This is a genomic window from Flavobacterium sp. (assembly GCF_034111225.1).
In the GTDB taxonomy this organism is placed as follows: Bacteria; Bacteroidota; Bacteroidia; order Flavobacteriales; family Flavobacteriaceae; genus Flavobacterium.
Genome location: NZ_JAWUXR010000012.1, coordinates 1 through 21,976 on the forward strand (window position 1 = coordinate 1; position 21,976 = coordinate 21,976).

The following is a 21,976-nucleotide window of genomic DNA, read 5'->3' on the forward strand; positions in this document are numbered from 1 at the left end:
ATAACTCCAACATTAAATGGATGTTCAGGAACACCTATAGTGATTCGAGTTAGGGTAAATCCATTACCTGTACCTGTTTTAGAAGACGGAGCAATATGTGTTGATTCATCAGGAAATACATTCCAAACGTATTATTTCCATACAGGATTAAGTAATGCTACTCATACATTTGTTTGGTCTTATGAAGGAACAATAATTCCAGGAGCAACATCAACAAGTTATGAGGCAACAGTTGCAGGAAGTTATTCTGTAATTGCTACAAATATTGCAACAGGTTGTTCGTCACTAGAAGTATTTGGAACGGTAATCGAAACGAATCCAGCAACAGGATTTACTTATACGGTAACCAATGCTTTTACAGATAACGCTACAATAGTTGTAAATGTTCCAGACGGAACAGGAACGATTATGTATCAAATAGATGATGAAGCATTGCAAAGTTCAAATATCTTTACAGGAGTAAGCGCAGGATTACATACCATTACTGTTGTAGATACACAAGGGTGTACTTACTTAACACAAGAAGTAATGGTAATTGATTATCCTCATTATTTTACACCAAACGGAGATGGTATAAACGATCATTGGAATATAATTGGTTTAAAAGACCAACCTGGAGCTAAGTTATACATCTTTGATAGATATGGTAAACTAATCAAGCAGATTAGTACAACAGGTCAAGGATGGGATGGTACACTTAATGGGCAATTATTACCATCTACAGATTATTGGTTTACAATTGAGTTTGTTGAAGGAGGACAACAAAGAGTATTTAGAGCTCACTTCTCAATGATTAGATAAAGATTAATTATTTTAAATAAAAGAGCAGTACCAAATGGTGCTGCTTTTTATTTGAAATAGAATTCAGAGAAAACCTATTTAACAATTTAAATATAAAACCCTTTAAAATTAATGCTTTACAGGTTTTTTTGTGGAGTCCGAAAGAATAAAACCACTCTCGGAACCCTATATTTTACTCGTGGTTTTTATAAGTTACATCTAAAAATAACCGAATTTAGCACCTAAAATCCGAATTCAATTATTTGCAAATTGTATGATGTAAATTTACTCAATGTTTACAATATGTATAAATAATTAGTTCAAAAATTAAACTAGTTAATTACCCAAGGATATAAGGATCAATATGTTTCTTTTTTAATCCGGTGTATTCACAAAAAGTAAATGATACAATTTCAGACACTGGTGGACAAGGAGGGCATTTACCTCCTCCAAGTAATCCTTAAATTGTAAATTATTTTTAATAATTTTGGGGAATGAAAAACAATCTTTTTTATTCCCTAATTGTATTACTCGTATTGGTCTTAAATTCGTGTTCCTTTTTTGAACAAAAAGAACCAATAATTGAATTTAAATTAATCAAACAAAAGGCATTAGATGCTGAGAATAATAATAAAGTAGATAGTGCCTTTTATTATTTGAACACCATTTCAAATGATGAAAATTACATTCTTGACAATAGAGTATATGCAAAACTTGAAAAAGCCAGATTGTATTATCTTCAATGCGATTATATTGAATCTGAGTCAGAAACAATTGAAGCCATAGCCATCAACACAAATCCTGTTTATAATTCGTATTTGCACAATATGTTGGGTACTGCTTTTCAAGAACAAAGAAAATTTGACAAAGCAACAGAGCAATTATATTTAGCCACAAAAAACACTACCGACTCATTACACAATGCAGTGATTCAAAGTAACCTTTCTCTTGTTTATTTAGATAACGAAGAGTACAACAAAGCTATACAGACTTTAGAACCCCTTTTAAACAACAAAGCATTAAAAGAGAATCCATTTTTCTTTTCAAAAGTTGTTGATAATTTAGGCTATGCCTATTTAAAAAAAGGATTACCTGAGGCTCAAACACTTTTAGAAAAAGGGTTACAGATAAGAGACAGTATTGATGATAATTTCAGTAAAATTTCATCCTATATTCACTTATCGAACTACTTTGAACAAAAATTAGATATCGAAAAAACAAATGAATTTGCTTTAAAAGCGTATTCAATTGCAACTGCTTCAAAAAGTCCGGATGACCGTTTAGAGGCATTAGATATTATCATTAAAAACAACACCGATACTAAAGAATGGTATTTAAAGTATGCACACATTAATGATAGTATACAAAAGGAAAGAAATTTTAATAAAAATCAATTTGCTCAAATAAAATATGATGCTTCAAAATCTGAGACACAAAGTAAAATATTAAAAACGCAAAAAGAAAAATTAACAATAAGCATTGTTGCAATTATTTTACTTTCACTTATAAGCTTTATACTTATTAGAATTAAAAACAAACAAAAACAATTAAAAACCGTTTACGATACCGAAACTCGTATTTCTAAACAACTGCATGACGAATTAGCAAACGATGTTTTTAATACCTTAACTTTTATTGAAAATCAAGACATTTCAACTACTCAAGACAAAGAAAGAATTGTAAACGAAATCGATAAAATTTATAAAAGAACACGATCTATTTCTCATGAAAACAGTTCTATTGAAGTTGGAACGGAATACCCAAAAGAACTAAGAGCATTACTTAATAATTTCATTACCTCTGAAATTCAAGTTGCAACAAAAGGAATTGATGAAGTTAATTGGAATAAAATTCTTCCAATTAAAAAAATCGCTCTTTATAGGGTTTTACAAGAATTAATGGTAAACATGAAAAAACACAGTAAGTGTAGTTTAGTTTTTGTTGCAATTATTAGCAACAAAGACACTCTTGAAATAAAGTATAGCGACAATGGAATTGGGTTGCAAGAAGAAAAATTTAAAATTGGACTCCAAAATGTGGAAAACCGTATAAAAAGCATAAATGGAACGATTACTTTTGAATCAAACAATGGATTAAAAGTTAAAATCAACATTCCAATTTAAAAAATATGTTTAAGAAAATTTTAATAGCCGAAGATATAGACAGTATCAACTATGGAATCGAAAGAGTCTTAGAAGGGATTCCAGGTGTTGAAACAAGTCATGCAAAATATTGTGATGAAGCTTTATTAAAATATAAAAAAGCCATCTTGGACAATGAACCTTATGATTTATTAATTACGGATCTATCTTTTAAACAAGATTACAAAGAAGCTGTTTTAGAAAATGGGGAAGATTTAATTGCTGCCATTAAAGAAATTGATTCAGGCCTTCCTATTTTAGTCTATTCTATAGAGGACAAACCTTATCGTATAAAATGCTTATTTGATTTATATACCATTAACGCTTTTGTTTTAAAAGGCAGGTATAGTTCTTTAGAATTAAGAGAAGCCGTAAGTAAATTAAATAAAGGAGAAAAATACATTTCAAAAGACATTGCACATTATCTTTTTACTAAGGATACAGAAGAAATAACAGATTATGATATTTCAATATTAGGATTATTAGCAAAAGGTTGTACTCAAAGTGAAATTGCAAATAACCTAGAAACAAATAACATCACTCCATATAGTGTTAGTGCAATTGAAAAACGCATTAATAAATTAAAAACGCAATTGAAGGCGAAGAATACTATTCAACTGGTAGCACTTGCAAAAGATATTGGGATGATTTAGTTTAAATGAGATGTGTCTATCTTAAAACTGATTCAATTTTAAAATTACAACCAATGAAGCTTTTAACTCTTCGTTTAAATTACCAAAGCAATCCAACAATTTAGCCTATTGAAACAACATTCTAACAGTAATGTGTAAATAAAAAACCCTGTAAAATTAATACTTTACAGGGTTTTTTGTGGAGTCGGAGAGAATCGAACTCTCGTCCAAACAAGCAATCAAAAAGCTTTCTACGCGTTTAGTTTTTAATTAGATTTTCGACAATAAGCTAGGTTAAAAACAACCACCTATTGCTTAGCTTTACCAGTTCAAAACGGATTTAAAACATCACCGTCTCTAGGTTTACATTTACGGTTCCTCTGAGTCAAACGCCATAAACCAAGGCTTTTGAGGGGAATCCAGCTTTCCTACCTGGTAGGAACTAGGCACATCTTACTATAATTCAGATTATGCAGCCAAAGCGTAGTTATTATCGCCGTGTAAAAGTTTAAGACCTTTTATTAACGAGAATTGTCCCAGTTCTCGACGTGCTTACAATTTAATTCCACTCGCTGTCAAAACCAGTCGACCCCAGTTTTTATAACTATTAATGTTAGTACAATAATTACGCCAAAATTACTACTATTTTATGGAAGAAAAAATTTTGTTTATCACTTTTAGTAATGTTATATTTGTAACAAATCGATATGCCATCAGTTAAATAAATAAAAATGAAATTCGGAATAATCAAAGAACGTAAAAATCCACCAGATAGAAGAGTAGTTTTTTCTCCAGAACGATTAGCAGAATTTAAAAATACTTACCCTCAAGCTACCATAAAAGTAGAGTCTTCAGATATTAGAATTTTTACTGATGATAAGTATTTTGAAAAAGGGATAGAAGTTACTCAGGATTTAAACGATTGCGATGTTTTAATTGGTGTAAAAGAAGTTCCTAAAGAAGCACTTATTCCTAATAAAAAATATTTTTTCTTTTCTCATACAATTAAAAAGCAGCCTTATAATAGAGCGCTTCTAAAAACAATTTTAGAAAAAAATATTGAATTATATGATCATGAAACTATTGTTGATGAAAACAATAGAAGATTAATTGGTTTTGGACGTTATGCTGGAATTGTTGGTGCTTATAATGGTATTAGAGCATTTGGATTAAAATTTGAATTGTTTAATTTGTCTAAAGCAGAAACTTTACCAGATCAAAAAACATTAATTGAACGTTTAAAACGAAATCCATTACCAAATATTAAAATTGTTTTAACGGGTAGAGGTAAAGTAGCATATGGAGCTAAAGAAATGCTCGATGCTATGAAAATAAATGAAGTTTCAATTGAAAACTATTTAACAAAAACCTACGCAGAACCTGTTTATACTTTTATTGACGTTTTAGATTATAACAAAAGAGAAGATGGTCAAGCTTCAACTAAAGAAGATTTTTATAATAATCCAACTGAATATGTTTCTAATTTTGAGCGTTTTTCTGAAGTTTCAGATATGTTTATTGCAGGACACTTTTATGGAAATAATGCACCAATTATTTTATCAAAAGAAATGTTGCGTTCTCCAAAATGTAAACTAAAAGTAGTTGCAGATGTTTCTTGCGATATTGATGGACCAGTTGCGTGTACTATAAAACCAAGTACTATTGCAGATCCAATTTATGGTTATTTACCAAGTGAGCATAAAGAGGTTTCTTATAAACATCCATCGGCAATTGTTGTAATGGCTGTTGATAATTTACCTTGCGAGCTTCCAAAAGATGCAAGTGATGGATTTGGTGAAGTGTTTTTAGAGCGTGTTATACCAGCATTTTTTAATAATGATGCTGATGGAGTTTTAGAAAGAGCAAAAATGACAGAAAATGGTAAATTAACTCCTCGTTTTGCATACTTACAAGATTTTGTAGACGGGAAAGAATAGTTAAAAAAAACATATAAATATGAAAAACCTGTCCAAATAATTAGGACAGGTTTTTTTATAGCCCTGATTGAGCGGTTTAGCTTTGTAGCGTAGCGTAAAACTATGAGCGAAAGCAGGAATAGGCTTTGCAAATATGCCTAAACCATTCGTTTCTAATTATTTCCCCAATCTATTTTTCGAGAGAAGTACATAACGCTTCCTAATATTAAGAATAAGCCAATGCTACCAACTAATAATGCGTAGTTTTCTAATTGTATGATTACGAAGATGAAGCTGTATAAAACGGTTAGTGCTGCGCCTATGAATAATGGAAATTTTTTGTTTTTTAATACCGAAATAGAGTAGAGGATAAGCATTATGATTACGGAAATTGCTGCAATGATATAAGCAATTGTAAAACTAGAATGTTCGGTAATGGAAATTAGTAAAGTGTAAAACATAATTAACGCTAAGCCTATCATGGTGTATTGAAATATATGAATTCCAATTTTACTAATGGTTTGAATTAAGAAGAAAATAAGAAATGTTAGTCCAATTACTAGAAAGCCATATTTTGAAGCACGTTCGTTTTGTTGGTATTGATCGACTGTTTCAATTAATTTTACTCCGTAGGCATATGATTTTAAATGTGGAATTATTCCAATGTGCTGCTGAGCAAATGCACGATTAATGTGCAAAATTTTCCAATCGGCATGAAAAGCATCTTTTGAAATGGCTTTTGTAGTATCATTTGGAGCAAAATTTCCAATGAAACTTGGAGAATTCCAATTTGCATCTAATGAAGTCGAATTTGTTTTACCAATAGGTACAAATTGCACACTATTACTTCCGTTGTATTTCATATTGAAATTGAAATCGATTTTTGAAACATTAGTAATGTTAAATGTGCTTGTTTCGAGTGTTCCAAAAACATTATCGCTTTCATCAGTTTTAGATTCCATACTATAATTAGAACCGTTTACATTTATTTTTAAATCGCTTTTTATGCTTTTTAAATTGGTTGTTTTAATGATAATAGTCGCTTTATCCCAAATGATATTTTCTTTTTTAATGCCTAATTTTTCAAAGTTTAACTTTTCAAAACTTCCGTTAAACGTCATATCGGCTTTAAAAACAATGGGGTTGTATAAGCTTCTTTTAATATCGCTAACTTTCTCTATTTTTGTTTTGTTTTGTAGTGTTTCTGGAAAAAAGTAAGCATAATTAGTAGATATTGTTTTTTGAATACTAGTTTGCTTCGTTTTACCATCAATATAAGTGGTTTCTATTTCTTCTTTATAAGGAACCTTTAAAATAGGTCCGTAAAAGTTAATGTCTTCCCCCCAAGAATTAGTGACTTCGGCAAGTACTTCATTCTTTCGTTGCGAACGCTCGCTAATTAAGTCTTGAACGAGACTTAAAGGAATGAGTAAAAAAAGTGTAAGCGCTCCAACCATAATCATTTTGGCTGTGTTTGATTGAAAGAAGTTCGACTTAGGAGCAATTGGTTTTTCGTTTTGATTTTCCATTGTTTTTTTGTTTAGAGATGTTATAATAAATGATTGATTACTATGTATGTAAATAAAATTGAGATTGGAATATTGATAAGAGTTATACCAATACGAATAAATATTTCATAGTTGTTATCCCAATTTTTTATGAGTTGAATTATTAAGTAAAGTAGATAGACTGTGTTTATTAAAAGTGCGCCTGAAACATATAATAATCCAACATATAATAGTGGTTCGTATTTTGTGGTTGCAAAGGACAATAGTAAAGAAGCACCAACTGCAAATGATATAATAGGAATAATGTTTTGTTCAATGAGTTCTATTTGTTTGTCTTTTTCCATGGCTATTGTATATTAAAAGTGTTTTGTAGTTGATTTTTATCTTGATTTAGTAGTTTTAAAAAATCTAAATCATAAAAAGGATTCGCTTTATTTCCACGTTTGAATTGATTAATGAAGAATTTTATTTGAGTAGGGTAGAAGAGAACTCCAACTGAGATTCCAAAAAGTAAATACAAACTGCGTTTTCCGTTTCCTAATAAGTAAAATTGCATCCCGATTTCTTCTATTACTGAAATTCCAGTATTTGTTAATACATGAAATACGTCGTGATCTTCTAATTTATCTTGAATTTCAAAATCATGTTTGCATAAAAAGCAACCTAAATGAAACCCAAGAGAGTTTTCGGAATATTTTAATAACTCCTTGATTGAGATGTTCCAAGGTTCACTTTTTTTAAGCCACTTTTGATAGGGTTTCTTCGTGGCTTCATACATTTTTTCTACGATTAAGTCTTTCATTTTTGATTATTAAAAGTACTTTGAATTTCAAAGTAAATGGATAAAAAAATAGTTCTAAGTATTCGATATTAATTTTTCAAGCGCATCAATATGATCTTGAAAGGCTTTTTTTCCTTCTTTTGTTGCAATATAACTTGTGTTGGGTTTACGCCCAATAAATTGTTTTTCTACAATAATATAGGCTTCATTTTCTAGAGCTTTTGCATGACTGGCTAAATTACCATCGGTAACACCAAGGAGTTCTTTAAGTGTTGAGAAATCGGCACTTTCATTCACCATCAAAACCGACATGATACCTAAACGGATACGATGATCAAATGCTTTGTTTATATTTTGAATGATGTTTTTCACAAACTAGTTTGTTTTATTATTTTGATATTTTTTTCTTTCTAATGAATTTTACTTTTTAGCTTCTGATTTCTATTCTCTATCGTATTTATAATACATTATACTTCCATATAATATATGAGCTATACCAAAGCCTAAAATCCAAAACAAAAGGCCGTAACCCGTAAATTCAACAGCTAATAAACCTAAAATGATTTGTGTGATTCCAAGATAGCGAACATCTCTCAGTGTATATTTACTTGCGTTTAAACAAGCTAATCCATAAAAGAGTAAAGTTACAGGAGCAATTAAAACAAAATTTTGCTGACGAACTAAAAGCAATGAAAATATTCCGCCTGTTACCAAAGGAATAGCAAAGTTGATTAAAACTCTTTTTGAAGCAGGATTCCAAATTTTTTCACCTAATTTATTTGCTTTTTTTACGGTTAAATAATAAGCAGTTCCTAACGAAAGGAGTAATACAATAAAAGCAGTCAATATAATTAGTTTAAACGTTTTGCTTTCTAATGTAATATAAGTGTATTCATGTGTATTGATAAGATAAGTTGCATAAACCGCTCCAACAAGTGCATAAACGCCTGCTAAGATTCCCGATAAGCCACTTAAAGAGATAAACTGAGTTGATTTACTCATCATTTCTTTAATGTCCTGTATATCTTTTAAATATTTACTTGCTTCCATATAAAAGTACTTTGAATGGCAAAGTAAACAATAATTTTCATTGTTACCAAAATAAAATTGCATTATTTTTACAAAAAAATAAAAATGAAATACCTAGGTTACTTAATTCGTTTTATAAGTATTTATATATTTATTGCTTTATTAATGAGCGTAATTAATTTAATTAAAGCTTCAAACAATGATTCATTTGTATCGAATGCTGAAAAATGGGGGATAATTTTAGGACAATTTACTTTTGTCGCTTTAGTTCTTTGGTTGAATATAAAATTTTATAAATATGCTTCAAAATTAATTTTGAAAAGTAAAAATAATTCAGAAATGAATTAGTAAAAATATTTTTGTTGCTTATTTTATAAAATAAAAGTGTCAGATTTTGCCTGACACTCTCTATTATATGTTTATTAAATAATTATTTATAACCTAAAAATTCCTCCAACCGTTATAATGCGTTGTAAAAACCAAAAGTTTTGCTCTGCGCTATCTGCAGAACTTTGAGTCGTTCTAATGTTGTTCATTTCTATATATCCACCTTTTAATTCTGTTTGAATGAAAAAGTATTTAAAAAAAGTGAAGTTTAAACCAGCCTTTGCAGAAACTCCATAACCGGCAATATGAAATTCATCATATCTGTCTTTTCCTAATAAGGTTGTATTTGTTTTTGGATATAAAAAACCAGCTCCTAATCCTTCTGTAGCATTAATTTGAAATTTATCAGTATTAGGTAAGCCAAACCAATTTGAAATATCATCTACTCTGCAAAATTCTGTATTAACATAATTTAGACCATCTGTGTGTTCAAATAATAAGAAATCTTCATCAAGAGTCAATGACCCATTATTCGGATCTTCATTATAAGTACCTGTATTTGGATAATAGCCAGAATAATCTACTCTTTGGTCATTGTACATTACATATTTCATATGGTCAAACCCAATTGATATATTATAATGATCATTTATAAAATAGCCAATTCTAAAATTTGTTTGTGGAATTGTCATTCTACCTGGATTAATATAATCTACATGCCAACCTTTTGGTTTATCATGGGCTTCCACATCATATAATGTAAAATCATAATCATCACCTTTAAAGCGAATATCAGATTTTGAGAAGCTTTCTCTATTTCCACCCCAATAAATATAAAATTTACCTTTATTATGAGCTGTGTATTTTTCAGGATTTTCTGCAATTTCTTGTGAAAAGGTGTACTGTGAAAAAACACAAAAAGTTAGTACAACCATTAAAAATGGATGTCTCATTTAGAATGAATAAAAAATTAAAATTGATTTATTGTTTTACGAATGGCAACTAGTTTTGTCATCAATCCTTCAAAATAATCAAGGTGTAACATATTTGCACCATCACTTTTAGCGTTTGCAGGGTCAAAATGTGTTTCAATAAATAAACCATCAACACCAACAGCGATTCCTGCTTTTGCAACTGTTTCAATCATATCGGGTCTTCCACCTGTAACACCAATTGTTTGATTTGGTTGTTGTAATGAATGTGTAACGTCTAAAACAGTAGTTGCATATTGTTGCATTGTAGGAATTCCTCTAAAATCAACAATCATATCTTGATAGCCAAACATTGTTCCTCTATCCGTTACCATTGTATTTTGATTATTACAATCCAAAACTTTTTGAACGGCATGCTTCATGCTTTCCGGACTCATAAATTGTCCTTTTTTCAAGTTTATTGTTTTACCTGTATTTGCAGCTGCAACTAATAAATCAGTTTGACGAACTAAAAAAGCAGGAATTTGTAAAATATCAACATAAGCCGCCGCCATTACAGCATCTTCATTTGTATGTATATCAGTAACCGTAGGAACTCCAAATTCTTTCGACACTTTTTCAAGAATTTTTAAAGCTTTTTCATCGCCAATTCCTGTAAAACTATCAATTCTTGAACGATTTGCTTTTTTAAACGAACCTTTAAATACAAACGGAATCTCTAACTTATTAGTTACTTCAACCAATCGTTCAGCAATTCGCATTGCCATTTCTTCTCCTTCAATAGCACAAGGGCCAGCTAAAAGAAAAAAGTTTCCAGATTCAGTATGTTTAATTTGAGGTATGTTTTTTAAATTCATGATGTGTTGATTTTGAAGTTGCAAAGATAAAAAGAAAAACCTTTTAAACGGTTGTTTAAAAGGTTACTTATGTTACATACTAAAATTTAACTTTTAGGAGCTTATTTATTTTTTATTGCAAAACCTTTTGGACAAAGTATTTTGCCTTTTTCTAAAATATTAAAATACAGTAATCCTTTTTTGTTAGTTCCTTCAAAAGTATATTCATAAATTGAGAGTGTTCCTGCTCCCATAGTATTGTTTTTAGTAGGAAAAGGGCAACATGTGTCTACTTTTTTAAAGTTGATTTTTTCTCCGTTTTTACTTTCTAAACCATTGAAAAAATACCCAATATATTGTTGTTCTTGCTTTTCTAAAATTAATCCAATATTGATAGGATAATCTGCATCAAAGCCATATTTTCCATCTGTTGCATATTCAGTAAATAAAAACTTGTCATTTTTAACCATAGGTTTTACGGCTGTATTATCTATGTTTTGAATGGTAGATTTTGTACTTACACAAGAAGTTAAAGTAGCTACTAAAAGAAGTATTAAATAACGTTTCATAATAAATTTATTTAGTTTTTATAAAATAGGCAACAATAGCAGATGTTACTATTCCCATAGATAAAGCTCCAAAAGCTGCTTGGAACATATAACTTTTTAAATTGAAATAAGCTTGTGCTTCTTCAAGTGACATTCTGTTATGATCTACAGCAAATTTTATTGCATTTTGAAAATAATCAGGTGAAATAACTTCAATTGTTATATATTGACTTATTGGACTTAATAATGCTACGAATAATGAAACAATACAACCTGATAAAAAACCTTGTTTCCAATCCATATTGTTTTGAAAGAAATTTACTTTTTTATCGCGAAGAGCAAAAACAAAAAGCGCAATTGCAATTACTGAAAATAGGAGCGTGTAAATAGGCTGCTTAGCGATTAGTTCATCATGCCAACCTAATAACTTTTCTATATACATCCATAATAATCCAGATATTGTAAAGATGATTCCCCATTTAATTTCAATGGCTATTTTATTCATAGTTATAAAGTTTATTGCTCAAATTTAAGATAAAGTAATAAAAGTTACACAGTTTAAGAATTGAATTTTTATTTTTGCAGTTAAATAATTTATTTATGGAATTTCTATATGGAACTTGGCATTGGGCTATTTCTGGTTTATTGATTGGTTTAATCATGCTTCTTTTAATTTATTTTGGAAAGGCATTTGGAATGTCTTCTAATTTAAGAACGATGTGTTCAATGGCTGGAGCAGGTAAACACAGCTCTTTTTTTGATTTAGATTGGAAAGAACAAAAATGGAGTTTAGCAATTGTGCTTGGAGCAATACTAGGCGGTTTTGTTGCATATCATTTTTTAGAAAATGGAACAGAAGTTGCAATTAACCCAGAAACAATTAAGCAATTGGCTACAATGAATATTGACGCTCCAAATGGAAAACTAGTTCCAGATGCACTTTTTAGTGTTGAAACAATGTTGTCAATGAAAGGATTTGCCATTTTACTTATTGGCGGACTTTTAATAGGTTTTGGCTCTAGATATGCAGGAGGATGTACTTCTGGTCATGCAATTTCAGGAATGAGTAATTTACAATTACCTTCTTTAATTGCAGTAATTGGCTTCTTTATTGGAGGCTTAATCATGGCGCATTTAATTTTACCATTATTATTTTAATTTAAGAAAAAGAAAAATGAAGTTATTTAGATTTTTAATAGTAGGATTTATATTTGGAATTGTTTTAACCAAGGCAGAAGCTGTTTCTTGGTATCGCATATATGAAATGTTTATGTTTCAATCTTTTCATATGTATGGAATTATTATGGTTGCCATTGCAACTGGAGTAATTGGAATTCAAATCATAAAAAAGAAAAAAGCAAAAGACTTTAAAGGCAATCCTATAATGATTGTTGAAAAAGAAAAAGGTTTTATACGTTATATGACTGGTGGAATTTTCTTTGGGTTAGGTTGGGGATTAGTAGGTTGTTGTCCTGGACCAATTTTTATTCTTTTAGGAACAGGAATTTACTCTATTGGTGTAGTGCTTCTGGGTGCTTTATTAGGAACATATATTTATGGAATGTTAAAAGATATTTTACCACATTAATAATTAATACAATACAATAATAAAAAAATCCCGATGATTCGGGATTTTTTTTTGCTTTTATTGAATTTCTGCGCTTAAACCTGCATCTAGTAAACTAGAGCAATATGGTTTAAGTTCATCATAACTCCCTGTTTTTACAGTACATCGCCCTTTATAGTGGACTAAAACAGCACATTGTTCTGCTTGAATTGGTTCATGATCACAAACTCTAACCAATGTATCAATTACATGATCAAAAGTGTTTACATCATCATTATATAATATGATTTCGTTGTTTAATCCTACTGATTCTTCAACTAAAACATCTTCTTGAATTTTTTCTATTGTACTCATTCTTTTTTAGCTTAAAAGTTTAAAGTTCAAATGCTTAAGATTGCAAATTTATAAAAAACTATTTAGTATACTTCAATGCAACCCAATTATTTCTTTCAAACTTTTTAACATAAGTCAATCTGTTATCAGTACAAGAAGCATCAATTACCGGAATGTCTTCTGTATAAAATCCACTTAAAAATAAAGTTCCATTTGCATTTAAACAATCTACATATTGCTTCATATCATTTAACAAAATGTTTCTGTTAATGTTGGCAATAATAATATCGTACGTTTTTCCTTTTAATAATTCAGCATCACCTTCATAAACCGAAATGTGTTTACAATTATTGCGCTCAGCATTTTCAATAGAATTTAAATAACACCAGTTATCAATATCAATTGCATCAATAGGTTGAGCGCCTTTCATTTCAGCAAGAATAGCTAAAATTGCAGTTCCGCAACCCATGTCTAACGTTTTTTTACCTACAACATCCGTTTCTAGTAAATGTTGAATCATCATATGTGTAGTTTCATGATGACCCGTTCCAAAACTCATTTTTGGTTCTATAACAATATCAAATTCTGCTTCTGTTTTTGAATGAAAAGGAGCTCTAACATGGCATTTTCCGTCTACATCAATCGCTTCAAAATTCTTTTCCCATTCTTCGTTCCAATTTACTTGGTCTATTTCTTCAAAAGTATACGAGATTTTAAATTCATCACTTCCAAGAATATAAATACCTTCTAAGATATCTTCCGTCCACAAGTCTTTTTGAACAAAAGCCGACAAGCCTGTTTCGGTTTCAAGAAAGCTTTCAAAAGCCTTTTCTCCTAATTCGGCAAGTAGTATTTCAGTACCTAGTTCTCTTGGTTCTACAGTAAAATGATATCCTATATAAATATTTGACATGTTTATTTTTTTTGCAAAGATAAATAAAGCAATTCCTTTTAAATAATTTATTTTTGCAAACTATATTACTAATACAACGCACAATTCATGAAATACTTTATAACTATAATCTGTTCAACTTTAACTTTATTTTGTTTCTCTCAAGTGCCTAAAGATTCAATTAAAAATAATGACTTAAAACTTGCTGCCTTACCCTATTATAGTTTTGGAAAAGGCTTAGGAATTACTTCTCCAGATAGTATTTTTCAATTAAACATTCGCTTTAGAATGCAAAATAGGGTTACATATTTTAGTGAAGAAGATATAGATAATCGCTATGAAGCTCAAATAAGAAGATTGCGCTTACGTTTTGACGGTTATGTAGGTAATCCAAAGTATTTATATGTAATTCAGTTATCTTTTGCCCCGGGCGATGTTGGAGTTATTGAGGAAGGAGATAATGTAAATATTATTAGAGATGCCGCATTTATTTATAGACCAAATTCTAAATGGAGTATTATTTTTGGTCAAACAAAGTTGCCTGGAAATAGACAAAGAGTAAATTCTTCTGGCGCTTTACAACTTACCGATAGAAGTATAAATAATTCTAGATTTAATATTGATAGAGATTTTGGTGTACAAGGATATTATATAAATGAAAAACCGAACAAATTCTCTATCAATATTAAAACAGCTATTTCTACTGGTGAAGGAAGAAACTGGACAAAAACTTCTGATGATGCAGTTGCTCTAACAGGTAAAATTGAATTGTTTCCGTTTGGTTCATTTAAGAATAACGGTTATTATTTTGAAGGAGATATTTTACGAGAGGTAAAGCCAAAATTACTTCTTTCAGGAGCTTATCATCAAAATAATAATGCATTAAGAACTCAAGGTCAAATAGGAAATGAACTTTTTAGTTCTTCAACTATTAGATCATTGTTTTTTGATGCACTTTTGAAATATAACGGATGGAGTTTTATGACGGCTTATATGAATAGGAATGCATCAGACGTAATAACTTTTAATCCAATTGATATAACTGATTTTAATTATGTTTATGTGGGTCATGGAGTAGATTATCAATTAAGTTATGTTTTTCCAAGTAATTATGAATTAATTGGGCGATTTTCTACTCAATCTGTAAAAAACGAAATTAAAACTTTTACACCAAACGCAAAACAATATAGTCTTGGACTAACTAGATATTTGTGGGAACATTCACTTAAGTTTCAGGGAGAAGTTACGTATAATGAGTTATATTATTTTAACAGTCCTACTTTAAATAACTGGTATTTTAGAATACAAGTAGAAATAGGAATATAATTTTTACATTCATTTGATTACCTTTGCAGTCAATTAATAGCAATTATGTTACAGATAGGTCAATACAATACCCTTAGAATTCTTAGAGATACACAAGTTGGACTTTTTTTAGGCGATGGCGTAAATGAAGAATTTGATGTTTTACTTCCCAATAAATATGTTCCTAAAGAATTCCATATTGGCGATGATATGACGGTTTTTGTATACTTAGACCATGAAGAAAGACCAGTTGCTACTACTTTAAAACCTTATGTGAAGCTGAATGAGTTTTCGCATTTAAAAGTGAACTATAAAAACGAATTTGGTGTTTTTTTAGATTGGGGATTAGAAAAAGATTTATTTGTTCCTTTTAAAGAACAGGCTCGTCCTATGGAAATAGGGAAACGTTATTTAATTTATTGTTTTATGGATGAAAAGACTAATAGAATGGTTGCTTCAAGTAAAACACAACAGTTTTTAAATAACGACGAACTTACTTTTGAAGAAGGTGAAGAAGTAGGCTTAATTGTTTCGCACATTACAGAATCAGGTGTTAATGTTATTATTAACGAACGCCATAAAGGTTTAGCGTATAAAAACGAAGTATACCAAGATATTAAACCAGGAATGCGAATGAACGGTTATATTAAACAAATTCGACCTGATGGAAAGGTAGATGTTTCGTTGCGTAAACTCGGTTTTGATGCTATTGAACCTTCTGCACAAATATTGTTAGACGAATTAAAAGCAAATAGAGGTTTTCTTGGTTTGAACGATAAAAGTCACCCTGAAGATATTAAAACGGTGCTAAAAATGAGTAAAAAGGTTTTTAAAAAGGCTGTTGGTAGTTTATACAGACAAGAGCTTATTGACATTAAAGACGACGGTATTTATTTGTTGTAGATGAAAGACAAGAAAAACATTTTTTTAGCTCTTAGCATCATTTCATTTATAATGTTGCTAATAGCTATTTTTGTTTCTTTTGATAAAATTGATGCTTTTGGAATGCATTTTTCAATCATTTGGATTCCCGTTTGGACACTTACTATTTTACTTCCCATTTTTAATTTTGCTGAAATAATTTTAGAACGAAATCATATAAGTAAACGTATTGTTGTGGCGTTGATTTTCAACATCATCAATATGTTTTTTATAATTCGTCATTTCGGATTTGAATTTTTCCCTGAGTAAAATCCTTAAAGACTTCGTTTTCTCATCATTATTTTATGAGAACTAGAAGTTTTTTCATGATAATACATTATTTTCTTGTCAATAGTAAGAGAAGGAGCTTCAACTAAAGTTGAGATGCTTTTTGAAAAAAGAACTTTTGGAACTGAAAATTCAGAAGAACTATTTGTTCTAACAGCTACACAAATATCAAAAACTGTATTAGCAGTAATTGTACCTTTCAAAAATCTTGTATAATATAATTCTAAGTTATCACTGCTTATGCAAGGCGCGTAATAAATATAATTAGAGTCATTTATGTTTTGAAGTATTTCAGATGAATTTGAAATTGTATTAAATGTTGTTGCATCTACTTTTTGAGCAATTCCTATATTAGTTTCACATGGGGCTTGACAAACTGCTTCATCAAATCGTGCATTATTGTAATATAAAAATTGTCCGTCTAAACTTATTCCATGATCCATTACAAGCCAACCTGGAGTATTCATATTAAAGTTTCCTTCTACTCTTCCAATATTTGTAATTGTCCCAGCATTAAAAGTTCCATGAAATAGATTGTTTAATTCTGCCGGATAATTTCTAGTTGAAGTCCAATAAAAATTTCCATTTACATCCATGTCAGCAACTGCATCTAAAAACGGAGTTGTTGTTTGATTTGCGCCAGTTAACTCGCCAACATAATTAAATGTAGAATCATTAATTTTTGTAGCGTAATAAAGTTTTGTGTTAATGCCGTCGTTTACATTATTGAAAAACAAATAACTTCCACTAGGTGAAATAAATGGTTCCATAGCATCAAATGATAAACCGTTAATGGTTACATCAATTTCATTCCCAAAAGAAGGGTATTCAATAGCTGTATCATCGTTTGATGAACATGAAATTATAATTAACGGGAACAATATTATTTTAAAAATTCTTTTCATACTCAAAATCTCTTTAAAAAAATAAAGATAACCTTTTGATATTAAATCACTCATGAATCTTAATCCAAGTAATGGTATCAGACTCTGAATATTTAATTACTACTGTTTTAGTGTGTAAAGGCCAAAAGCCCATTTTTTCTTGTGAAATAGTATAATACAAATGATTGTTTTCTATTCGATTTGGTTCACCAAGAAGATTAAAAAGTTCGCTCTTTCCAAGGTTTCTTATTTTTTGATTGTAAACAACAGAATCTAAAAGCAATTCTCTATAGCTATATTCTTCTCCTTCTTTTGTGTTCCAATTGGTTTTATTGAGTTCAATAATTGGTTCAGGTTTCAAAACTTCAAAATCTTCATTTTCAGATTTTTTACAAGCGAAAAAGCTTAAAAAGACGAATAGTAAAATATATTTTTTCATTTTTTAAACCTTTATGTTATTTTATAATTTTCGGAGACCCGAGCACTACGTGCGAACTGACGAAGTAAAATTCCGAACACAAACCAAGCGTAGTAATTGCTACAAAAGGCTGTTGTATGATTTTTTTATTTTTCTGTTCGAATCCATTTATCTTTTTTTAACTCATAAATGGGAGTTGGTAATAACCTCAAACAAGTAAAAGTATAATTATATTCAAAAACTGCTTTCTTATAATTTTCGTCAAAAATTGGCTTTTGAATGGAAATAATTCCATTTTTACACATTTTTAAAGTTATACTGTCGTTTCCCTTTTTAATATTCTTAATATTTTCCAAGCTGACGATTTTTATTTTATTAAGTTTAATTTTTTCTATGTCCAATTTGAATTTTTTTGAAACATTTATTAAGCTATCGAGATTTGCATTAGTTTTTGCTTTTAGTTGATTTTTCAACATAGTTCTAATATCATACTTTGGATTTTCCGCATTGCTGATCTCAACCATTGTTTCTTTCGGAATCTCTAGAATACAATTACATTTATTTTCTTTTAAAGTTTGGAAAATTAATTCGTTTGCTTTCTGATTGTAAATTTCTGTTTTTGTAGCTTCGTCTTTTGTACAACTGATAAATAAAACACACATAAAAAGACAAAAAATAATATAAGTGTTTCTCATTTTTTTTAAATTAAGTTGCTGTTTATGTCTGTTTTACAAAATTACAACTAACTATTATATATGTATGATTTACTTGTCTAAATATAAAAATTAATCTTCTAAATCATATGGGTAATCGTCAAATAAACTAGACAGCGTAACCGATTTGTAAACTTTACGAGTAAACTTATTAGAAAGTGCAATAATAGTAACCGTATCTTTTTTTAAGGTTGTAAATGAAGATGTATTTCCGTGCCACCAACCGTTGTGATAATGTATTGTATTTCCGTTATCAAATTCATTCATGCGAATTCCTAAACCGTAATTACGAATTCCCCTATGTTCATAACTGTACCCTTTTAGCATTTCTGCTTTTAATTCTGGTGTCAGGTAATTTGGTGAATAGGTTGCCAAATCTAATTTTAATAAATCGTGTGGTGTAGAGTAAACGTTTTTGTCGCCATAAATAGCATCTAAAAAATCCCAAGCAATTGGTGCTTTATTTCCTTTGTACGACTGACTCACTTTGTCTTTATTTTCAATGCTTAAAACAAATGTATTGTTCATTTTTAAAGGTTCAAAAACTAGTTTTTTCATCGCTTCGGGAAAGGGTTTTCCGGTTACTTTTTCAATTACTAAAGCCAATAAGGCATAATTTGTATTACAATAACTGAATTTTCTGTCTATTTGATATTCCAGCGGAATGTCTTTAGTAGCTAATATATTTAAAATGTCTTTATTGGTAAGTGTATTTCTTTTGTCCCAATTTTCTTTATGATCTGCAAAATAACCATAATGTCCCAAGCCACTTCTGTGGTTCAATAACATTCTAATGGTTGTTTTTTCGTATGGAAATTCTGGAAACAGACTTTTAAAGGGTTGATCTAATTCTATTTTTCCGTCTTTAACTAACATTAATATGGCTTGTGCAGTTAACACTTTACTAACCGATGCTAAATGCAAAGGTGTATTCTCATTTATTGGTTCTTTTGTTTTATAATTGGAACAACCTGAATAGTTTTCGAATAGTATTTTTCCGTTTTTTGCAACTAAAAAGCCTCCACTAAAGTCCTTATCGTTTATTTTTTTTGAAAAGAAATGTTCAATAAAATGCTCTTTATCTTTTATATAAGAAGCACTAAGTGTATTGAATTTTACTTCATACAATTCTTCTTTAATAGTGTCTTTTTGGGCTATGATTTTCTTAGTTATTTTTTCTTTACAAGAAACAAAAAAGAGTAGGGTTAGGCAGGTAATTAATCTAATAAACATTAAGCGGGTTGGTTAATAAGGTTGATATTTGGGTTAAGAATAGTTATTTTTTGAACAAATTCTGCTCTGTTTTCAGGTGAAATATAAATGTCATCGTAGTTGTTATAGGTAATAATTAAACCAACATGACTCATTGCTGGTTTCCAAATAACAGGAACAATAACACCTTTATGAAATTCTATTTTTTTAATAGAATCAATCGCAATAGTTCCTTTAAACGGTCCAGATTTCCAAAACAAATTTTTAGAATCAAGTACATAATTGGTTTGTAAAATAAGCCATAACAAAAGTCCTAGTGTTAAACCATTCACAATTAAAACAACGAAAATTGCTGATGTGTCTTTAGCCCATAATAAAGGAATTGTCGTTCCAATAATAAGGATGAAAGTAAATGCCATTATCCATTTGTATAAAGTACTAAAAGCTGATTTGTAATAAGTCATAGCTTTAACAAATATTGATTTTTTGTTTCTCTCTTGTGTATAAAATAAAAAACAGTACAGGAATTAAAATGAATATATATCTTATAGACAACTTAACTGCTTGATTATAGTAACCTAATTTATTAAAAAAACTTGGACTACTTTCTAAAGCTTCAAAAAGAGCTTCTTCATTAGTGTAAAACTCTTCAACTTCTATTTTTATTCCCAAAACAGATTTAAATTTAGTATTTAAAATATATTTTTTTTGTTCGATATCCTTACTCATAGGGTTATAACTAAAAGTAAATGAACTGAATGCAATTGTAATTAAATAAACAATAGCAACACTTGCAATTATTGAAAGCAATAATGTTTTAATATGCTTCATATTACAATTTTAAAGCTTTTTTCGTTTTCTTTACTAAAGCATCTTTGTGTACCAAAACAGAAATTGCTTTTAATCGCATATAAGGAACACTCATATACAAATAACCACCATTGGCAACACGTTTTTCATCCGTTCCCCAAGAGTTTTTAATTTTATAATAGGTAGTTCCTTTTTGGTCTTTTACTGTTCCTACAATGTGCATTAAATGATCGTCTTGAGTTGTGAAATTTTCAAATTCCGATTGACGGTATGCTGGTGTAACATTCATTTCGGTAATAATTTCAGCTAAACCAGTTTTTTCATCTTCTTCAACTTGAGGTACAAAAGCGATTCCGTATTTCGCAGAAAAAGTTGCTTCAGAAACATCACAATCTAATGCTAAAGAATAGCCATTAGCTAAAGCGTTATCAATATTAGAAATAAATTCGTCTAATGGAAGATTATACATGCTTCCGTTTGAAAAATTATCTGGAATATTTAAAACAAAAGAATTGTAATTGGATTGGTGTATAAATGATGTTATAGTCACATAGTTTTCTGGCTTAATTTTCATCGCTTCCATAAAACTCTTAGGCGAATACTTTTTACCTTCAAATGTAAATTCTGTTGGGTTTTGACCTAAATAAGTGTTTAAGATAGACTCAATAGCCATTTTCCATTTTGGTGAAAGCTTTTTTCCAGGGTTTTCAACATAGGTTTTTACCATTGCTTCAAGAACGGCAACCATTTCTGCGTGATTATGTGTTTTTTCTTCTTCCGATAAACCAGTATAAACCGAAACAGGGACTAAACCATATTCTGCTGCACTGTTCAAGACATCATGAGATAATCCACCTTCACTAAATTGTGCTTTTCCTTGACGCATTACGTAATTTTCTGCTTTTTTAGGATAGGTGTTTCTTACTTGGTACATTTCAGATAAATCTACTTTTTTTCCGGTAAGCCTTGTGATTTCAGATTCTAGGAACGAAGAAGTTGAAAAACTCCAACACGTTCCTGTTTTTCCTTGAGAGATTACAGGAGTAGATTCTAATTCTATAACCGATTGAAATTCATAATTTTGTGCGTTTACAGAAAGTAATCCTGAAGCAAAAAGTAATCCTAAATATATTTTTTTCATGAGTCTTATTGTTTTGAACTTGCAATATAATGTAAAAAATGCTTTATTTTTACTGAAATTAT

Annotated in this window: 28 protein-coding genes and 1 other RNA gene; 10 read left to right on the forward strand and 19 right to left on the reverse strand. The window is 29.7% G+C overall.

Features of this window, described 5'->3' with window-relative positions; translation table 11 throughout:
* The 3 genes from UXY25_RS08135 to UXY25_RS08145 form a co-directional block, all read left to right on the forward strand.
* On the forward strand, nucleotides 1-801 hold an 801-nt coding region (locus UXY25_RS08135; protein ID WP_320815512.1), incomplete at its 5' end, for a T9SS type B sorting domain-containing protein.
* Nucleotides 802-1,274: 473 nt separating this feature from the next.
* Complete coding sequence (locus UXY25_RS08140) at nucleotides 1,275-2,903, forward strand: ATP-binding protein (protein WP_320815513.1); 1,629 nt, start codon at nucleotides 1,275-1,277, stop codon at nucleotides 2,901-2,903.
* A 5-nt stretch (nucleotides 2,904-2,908) separates the two neighbouring features.
* Entirely contained in the window at nucleotides 2,909-3,574 is a 666-nt protein-coding gene (locus tag UXY25_RS08145; protein WP_320815514.1) for a response regulator, read from the forward strand.
* A gap of 176 nt (nucleotides 3,575-3,750) precedes the next feature.
* Here UXY25_RS08145 and ssrA read toward each other — a convergent pair.
* Nucleotides 3,751-4,146: a transfer-messenger RNA gene (gene ssrA / locus UXY25_RS08150) on the reverse strand.
* A 138-nt stretch (nucleotides 4,147-4,284) separates the two neighbouring features.
* Here ssrA and UXY25_RS08155 point away from each other — a divergent pair.
* On the forward strand, nucleotides 4,285-5,490 hold the full coding sequence (locus UXY25_RS08155) for an NAD(P)-dependent oxidoreductase (RefSeq protein WP_320815515.1): 1,206 nt from the start codon (nucleotides 4,285-4,287) through the stop codon (nucleotides 5,488-5,490).
* A gap of 152 nt (nucleotides 5,491-5,642) precedes the next feature.
* Here UXY25_RS08155 and creD read toward each other — a convergent pair whose 3' ends face one another.
* The 5 genes from creD to UXY25_RS08180 form a co-directional block, all read right to left on the reverse strand.
* Nucleotides 5,643-6,998 carry a cell envelope integrity protein CreD gene (creD, locus tag UXY25_RS08160; RefSeq protein ID WP_320815516.1) on the reverse strand — a complete coding sequence of 452 codons (1,356 nt, stop codon included), beginning with the start codon at nucleotides 6,996-6,998 and terminating at the stop codon, nucleotides 5,643-5,645.
* Nucleotides 6,999-7,018: 20 nt separating this feature from the next.
* On the reverse strand, nucleotides 7,019-7,321 hold the full coding sequence (locus UXY25_RS08165; RefSeq protein ID WP_320815517.1) for a hypothetical protein: 303 nt from the start codon (nucleotides 7,319-7,321) through the stop codon (nucleotides 7,019-7,021).
* Nucleotides 7,322-7,323: 2 nt separating this feature from the next.
* Nucleotides 7,324-7,779, reverse strand: a complete 456-nt coding sequence (locus UXY25_RS08170; protein WP_320815518.1) for a hypothetical protein — start codon at nucleotides 7,777-7,779, stop codon at nucleotides 7,324-7,326.
* 54 nt (nucleotides 7,780-7,833) lie between these two features.
* The gene (locus tag UXY25_RS08175) at nucleotides 7,834-8,130 is read right to left on the reverse strand and encodes a winged helix-turn-helix domain-containing protein (protein WP_264559093.1); all 297 of its coding nucleotides are present in this window, start codon (nucleotides 8,128-8,130) and stop codon (nucleotides 7,834-7,836) included.
* A gap of 69 nt (nucleotides 8,131-8,199) precedes the next feature.
* The gene (locus tag UXY25_RS08180) at nucleotides 8,200-8,808 is read right to left on the reverse strand and encodes a hypothetical protein (protein WP_320815519.1); all 609 of its coding nucleotides are present in this window, start codon (nucleotides 8,806-8,808) and stop codon (nucleotides 8,200-8,202) included.
* An 84-nt stretch (nucleotides 8,809-8,892) separates the two neighbouring features.
* Between UXY25_RS08180 and UXY25_RS08185 the strand changes: the two genes are divergently transcribed.
* On the forward strand, nucleotides 8,893-9,135 hold the full coding sequence (locus UXY25_RS08185; RefSeq protein WP_320815520.1) for a hypothetical protein: 243 nt from the start codon (nucleotides 8,893-8,895) through the stop codon (nucleotides 9,133-9,135).
* Between the two features lie 86 nt (nucleotides 9,136-9,221).
* Here the strand turns inward: UXY25_RS08185 and UXY25_RS08190 are convergent, their stop codons facing one another.
* From UXY25_RS08190 to UXY25_RS08205, 4 genes are all read right to left on the reverse strand, one after another.
* Nucleotides 9,222-10,067 (reverse strand): hypothetical protein, encoded by an 846-nt coding sequence (locus tag UXY25_RS08190; protein WP_320815521.1) that lies wholly within the window; start codon nucleotides 10,065-10,067, stop codon nucleotides 9,222-9,224.
* A gap of 17 nt (nucleotides 10,068-10,084) precedes the next feature.
* Entirely contained in the window at nucleotides 10,085-10,903 is an 819-nt protein-coding gene (kdsA, locus tag UXY25_RS08195) for a 3-deoxy-8-phosphooctulonate synthase (RefSeq protein ID WP_320815522.1), read from the reverse strand.
* A 101-nt stretch (nucleotides 10,904-11,004) separates the two neighbouring features.
* The gene (locus UXY25_RS08200) at nucleotides 11,005-11,451 is read right to left on the reverse strand and encodes a 2-dehydro-3-deoxyphosphooctonate aldolase (protein WP_320815523.1); all 447 of its coding nucleotides are present in this window, start codon (nucleotides 11,449-11,451) and stop codon (nucleotides 11,005-11,007) included.
* 7 nt (nucleotides 11,452-11,458) lie between these two features.
* Nucleotides 11,459-11,935, reverse strand: coding sequence for a DUF4199 domain-containing protein (locus UXY25_RS08205; protein ID WP_320815524.1), 477 nt, complete (start codon nucleotides 11,933-11,935; stop codon nucleotides 11,459-11,461).
* Between the two features lie 95 nt (nucleotides 11,936-12,030).
* On the opposite strand from UXY25_RS08205, the gene UXY25_RS08210 reads away from it, so the two are divergent.
* Both UXY25_RS08210 and UXY25_RS08215 read left to right on the forward strand, forming a co-directional pair.
* Nucleotides 12,031-12,588, forward strand: coding sequence for a YeeE/YedE family protein (locus tag UXY25_RS08210; protein WP_320815525.1), 558 nt, complete (start codon nucleotides 12,031-12,033; stop codon nucleotides 12,586-12,588).
* Nucleotides 12,589-12,604: 16 nt separating this feature from the next.
* On the forward strand, nucleotides 12,605-13,018 hold the full coding sequence (locus UXY25_RS08215) for a DUF6691 family protein (RefSeq protein WP_320815526.1): 414 nt from the start codon (nucleotides 12,605-12,607) through the stop codon (nucleotides 13,016-13,018).
* A gap of 57 nt (nucleotides 13,019-13,075) precedes the next feature.
* Here UXY25_RS08215 and UXY25_RS08220 read toward each other — a convergent pair whose 3' ends face one another.
* Together UXY25_RS08220 and prmA are read right to left on the reverse strand one after the other, a co-directional pair.
* The gene (locus UXY25_RS08220; protein WP_320815527.1) at nucleotides 13,076-13,351 is read right to left on the reverse strand and encodes an ATP-dependent Clp protease adaptor ClpS; all 276 of its coding nucleotides are present in this window, start codon (nucleotides 13,349-13,351) and stop codon (nucleotides 13,076-13,078) included.
* Nucleotides 13,352-13,409: 58 nt separating this feature from the next.
* Complete coding sequence (gene prmA / locus UXY25_RS08225) at nucleotides 13,410-14,243, reverse strand: 50S ribosomal protein L11 methyltransferase (protein ID WP_320815528.1); 834 nt, start codon at nucleotides 14,241-14,243, stop codon at nucleotides 13,410-13,412.
* 87 nt (nucleotides 14,244-14,330) lie between these two features.
* Here prmA and UXY25_RS08230 point away from each other — a divergent pair, with 87 nt between their 5' ends.
* The 3 genes from UXY25_RS08230 to UXY25_RS08240 are packed head-to-tail and all read left to right on the forward strand — an operon-like array spanning nucleotide 14,331 to nucleotide 16,718.
* Complete coding sequence (locus UXY25_RS08230) at nucleotides 14,331-15,548, forward strand: porin (protein ID WP_320815529.1); 1,218 nt, start codon at nucleotides 14,331-14,333, stop codon at nucleotides 15,546-15,548.
* Nucleotides 15,549-15,593: 45 nt separating this feature from the next.
* Nucleotides 15,594-16,430, forward strand: coding sequence for a S1 RNA-binding domain-containing protein (locus UXY25_RS08235; RefSeq protein ID WP_320815530.1), 837 nt, complete (start codon nucleotides 15,594-15,596; stop codon nucleotides 16,428-16,430).
* Nucleotides 16,431-16,718: a hypothetical protein gene (locus UXY25_RS08240; protein WP_320815531.1), complete on the forward strand. Its 288-nt coding sequence runs from the start codon at nucleotides 16,431-16,433 to the stop codon at nucleotides 16,716-16,718.
* Nucleotides 16,719-16,723: 5 nt separating this feature from the next.
* Here the strand turns inward: UXY25_RS08240 and UXY25_RS08245 are convergent, their stop codons facing one another.
* The 7 genes from UXY25_RS08245 to UXY25_RS08275 all read right to left on the reverse strand — a co-directional run bounded on the left by UXY25_RS08245 (nucleotide 16,724) and on the right by UXY25_RS08275 (nucleotide 21,914).
* The gene (locus tag UXY25_RS08245) at nucleotides 16,724-17,641 is read right to left on the reverse strand and encodes a hypothetical protein (RefSeq protein WP_320815532.1); all 918 of its coding nucleotides are present in this window, start codon (nucleotides 17,639-17,641) and stop codon (nucleotides 16,724-16,726) included.
* A gap of 46 nt (nucleotides 17,642-17,687) precedes the next feature.
* On the reverse strand, nucleotides 17,688-18,059 hold the full coding sequence (locus UXY25_RS08250) for a hypothetical protein (RefSeq protein ID WP_320815533.1): 372 nt from the start codon (nucleotides 18,057-18,059) through the stop codon (nucleotides 17,688-17,690).
* Between the two features lie 125 nt (nucleotides 18,060-18,184).
* Nucleotides 18,185-18,733 (reverse strand): hypothetical protein, encoded by a 549-nt coding sequence (locus tag UXY25_RS08255; protein ID WP_320815534.1) that lies wholly within the window; start codon nucleotides 18,731-18,733, stop codon nucleotides 18,185-18,187.
* 90 nt (nucleotides 18,734-18,823) lie between these two features.
* On the reverse strand, nucleotides 18,824-19,984 hold the full coding sequence (locus tag UXY25_RS08260; RefSeq protein ID WP_320815535.1) for a serine hydrolase domain-containing protein: 1,161 nt from the start codon (nucleotides 19,982-19,984) through the stop codon (nucleotides 18,824-18,826).
* The gene (locus UXY25_RS08265; RefSeq protein ID WP_320815536.1) at nucleotides 19,984-20,427 is read right to left on the reverse strand and encodes a PH domain-containing protein; all 444 of its coding nucleotides are present in this window, start codon (nucleotides 20,425-20,427) and stop codon (nucleotides 19,984-19,986) included. Before UXY25_RS08265 ends, UXY25_RS08260 begins: the two co-directional genes overlap by 1 nt.
* A gap of 4 nt (nucleotides 20,428-20,431) precedes the next feature.
* Entirely contained in the window at nucleotides 20,432-20,794 is a 363-nt protein-coding gene (locus UXY25_RS08270) for a hypothetical protein (RefSeq protein ID WP_320815537.1), read from the reverse strand.
* Nucleotide 20,795: 1 nt separating this feature from the next.
* On the reverse strand, nucleotides 20,796-21,914 hold the full coding sequence (locus UXY25_RS08275) for a C1 family peptidase (protein ID WP_320815538.1): 1,119 nt from the start codon (nucleotides 21,912-21,914) through the stop codon (nucleotides 20,796-20,798).
* Between the last annotated feature and the right edge of the window lie 62 nt (nucleotides 21,915-21,976).

Excerpts from the sequence above, each read along its gene's own strand:
- UXY25_RS08140 (WP_320815513.1), top strand. The coding sequence starts at position 1,275 with ATGAAAAACAATCTTTTTTATTCCCTAATTGTATTACTCGTATTGGTC.
- UXY25_RS08145 (WP_320815514.1), top strand. The coding sequence starts at position 2,909 with ATGTTTAAGAAAATTTTAATAGCCGAAGATATAGACAGTATCAACTAT.
- UXY25_RS08155 (WP_320815515.1), top strand. The coding sequence starts at position 4,285 with ATGAAATTCGGAATAATCAAAGAACGTAAAAATCCACCAGATAGAAGA.
- creD (WP_320815516.1), bottom strand. The coding sequence starts at position 6,998 with ATGGAAAATCAAAACGAAAAACCAATTGCTCCTAAGTCGAACTTCTTT.
- UXY25_RS08165 (WP_320815517.1), bottom strand. The coding sequence starts at position 7,321 with ATGGAAAAAGACAAACAAATAGAACTCATTGAACAAAACATTATTCCT.
- UXY25_RS08170 (WP_320815518.1), bottom strand. The coding sequence starts at position 7,779 with ATGAAAGACTTAATCGTAGAAAAAATGTATGAAGCCACGAAGAAACCC.
- UXY25_RS08180 (WP_320815519.1), bottom strand. The coding sequence starts at position 8,808 with ATGGAAGCAAGTAAATATTTAAAAGATATACAGGACATTAAAGAAATG.
- UXY25_RS08185 (WP_320815520.1), top strand. The coding sequence starts at position 8,893 with ATGAAATACCTAGGTTACTTAATTCGTTTTATAAGTATTTATATATTT.
- UXY25_RS08190 (WP_320815521.1), bottom strand. The coding sequence starts at position 10,067 with ATGAGACATCCATTTTTAATGGTTGTACTAACTTTTTGTGTTTTTTCA.
- kdsA (WP_320815522.1), bottom strand. The coding sequence starts at position 10,903 with ATGAATTTAAAAAACATACCTCAAATTAAACATACTGAATCTGGAAAC.
- UXY25_RS08200 (WP_320815523.1), bottom strand. The coding sequence starts at position 11,451 with ATGAAACGTTATTTAATACTTCTTTTAGTAGCTACTTTAACTTCTTGT.
- UXY25_RS08205 (WP_320815524.1), bottom strand. The coding sequence starts at position 11,935 with ATGAATAAAATAGCCATTGAAATTAAATGGGGAATCATCTTTACAATA.
- UXY25_RS08210 (WP_320815525.1), top strand. The coding sequence starts at position 12,031 with ATGGAATTTCTATATGGAACTTGGCATTGGGCTATTTCTGGTTTATTG.
- UXY25_RS08215 (WP_320815526.1), top strand. The coding sequence starts at position 12,605 with ATGAAGTTATTTAGATTTTTAATAGTAGGATTTATATTTGGAATTGTT.
- UXY25_RS08220 (WP_320815527.1), bottom strand. The coding sequence starts at position 13,351 with ATGAGTACAATAGAAAAAATTCAAGAAGATGTTTTAGTTGAAGAATCA.
- prmA (WP_320815528.1), bottom strand. The coding sequence starts at position 14,243 with ATGTCAAATATTTATATAGGATATCATTTTACTGTAGAACCAAGAGAA.
- UXY25_RS08230 (WP_320815529.1), top strand. The coding sequence starts at position 14,331 with ATGAAATACTTTATAACTATAATCTGTTCAACTTTAACTTTATTTTGT.
- UXY25_RS08235 (WP_320815530.1), top strand. The coding sequence starts at position 15,594 with ATGTTACAGATAGGTCAATACAATACCCTTAGAATTCTTAGAGATACA.
- UXY25_RS08240 (WP_320815531.1), top strand. The coding sequence starts at position 16,431 with ATGAAAGACAAGAAAAACATTTTTTTAGCTCTTAGCATCATTTCATTT.
- UXY25_RS08245 (WP_320815532.1), bottom strand. The coding sequence starts at position 17,641 with ATGAAAAGAATTTTTAAAATAATATTGTTCCCGTTAATTATAATTTCA.
- UXY25_RS08250 (WP_320815533.1), bottom strand. The coding sequence starts at position 18,059 with ATGAAAAAATATATTTTACTATTCGTCTTTTTAAGCTTTTTCGCTTGT.
- UXY25_RS08255 (WP_320815534.1), bottom strand. The coding sequence starts at position 18,733 with ATGAGAAACACTTATATTATTTTTTGTCTTTTTATGTGTGTTTTATTT.
- UXY25_RS08260 (WP_320815535.1), bottom strand. The coding sequence starts at position 19,984 with ATGTTTATTAGATTAATTACCTGCCTAACCCTACTCTTTTTTGTTTCT.
- UXY25_RS08265 (WP_320815536.1), bottom strand. The coding sequence starts at position 20,427 with ATGACTTATTACAAATCAGCTTTTAGTACTTTATACAAATGGATAATG.
- UXY25_RS08270 (WP_320815537.1), bottom strand. The coding sequence starts at position 20,794 with ATGAAGCATATTAAAACATTATTGCTTTCAATAATTGCAAGTGTTGCT.
- UXY25_RS08275 (WP_320815538.1), bottom strand. The coding sequence starts at position 21,914 with ATGAAAAAAATATATTTAGGATTACTTTTTGCTTCAGGATTACTTTCT.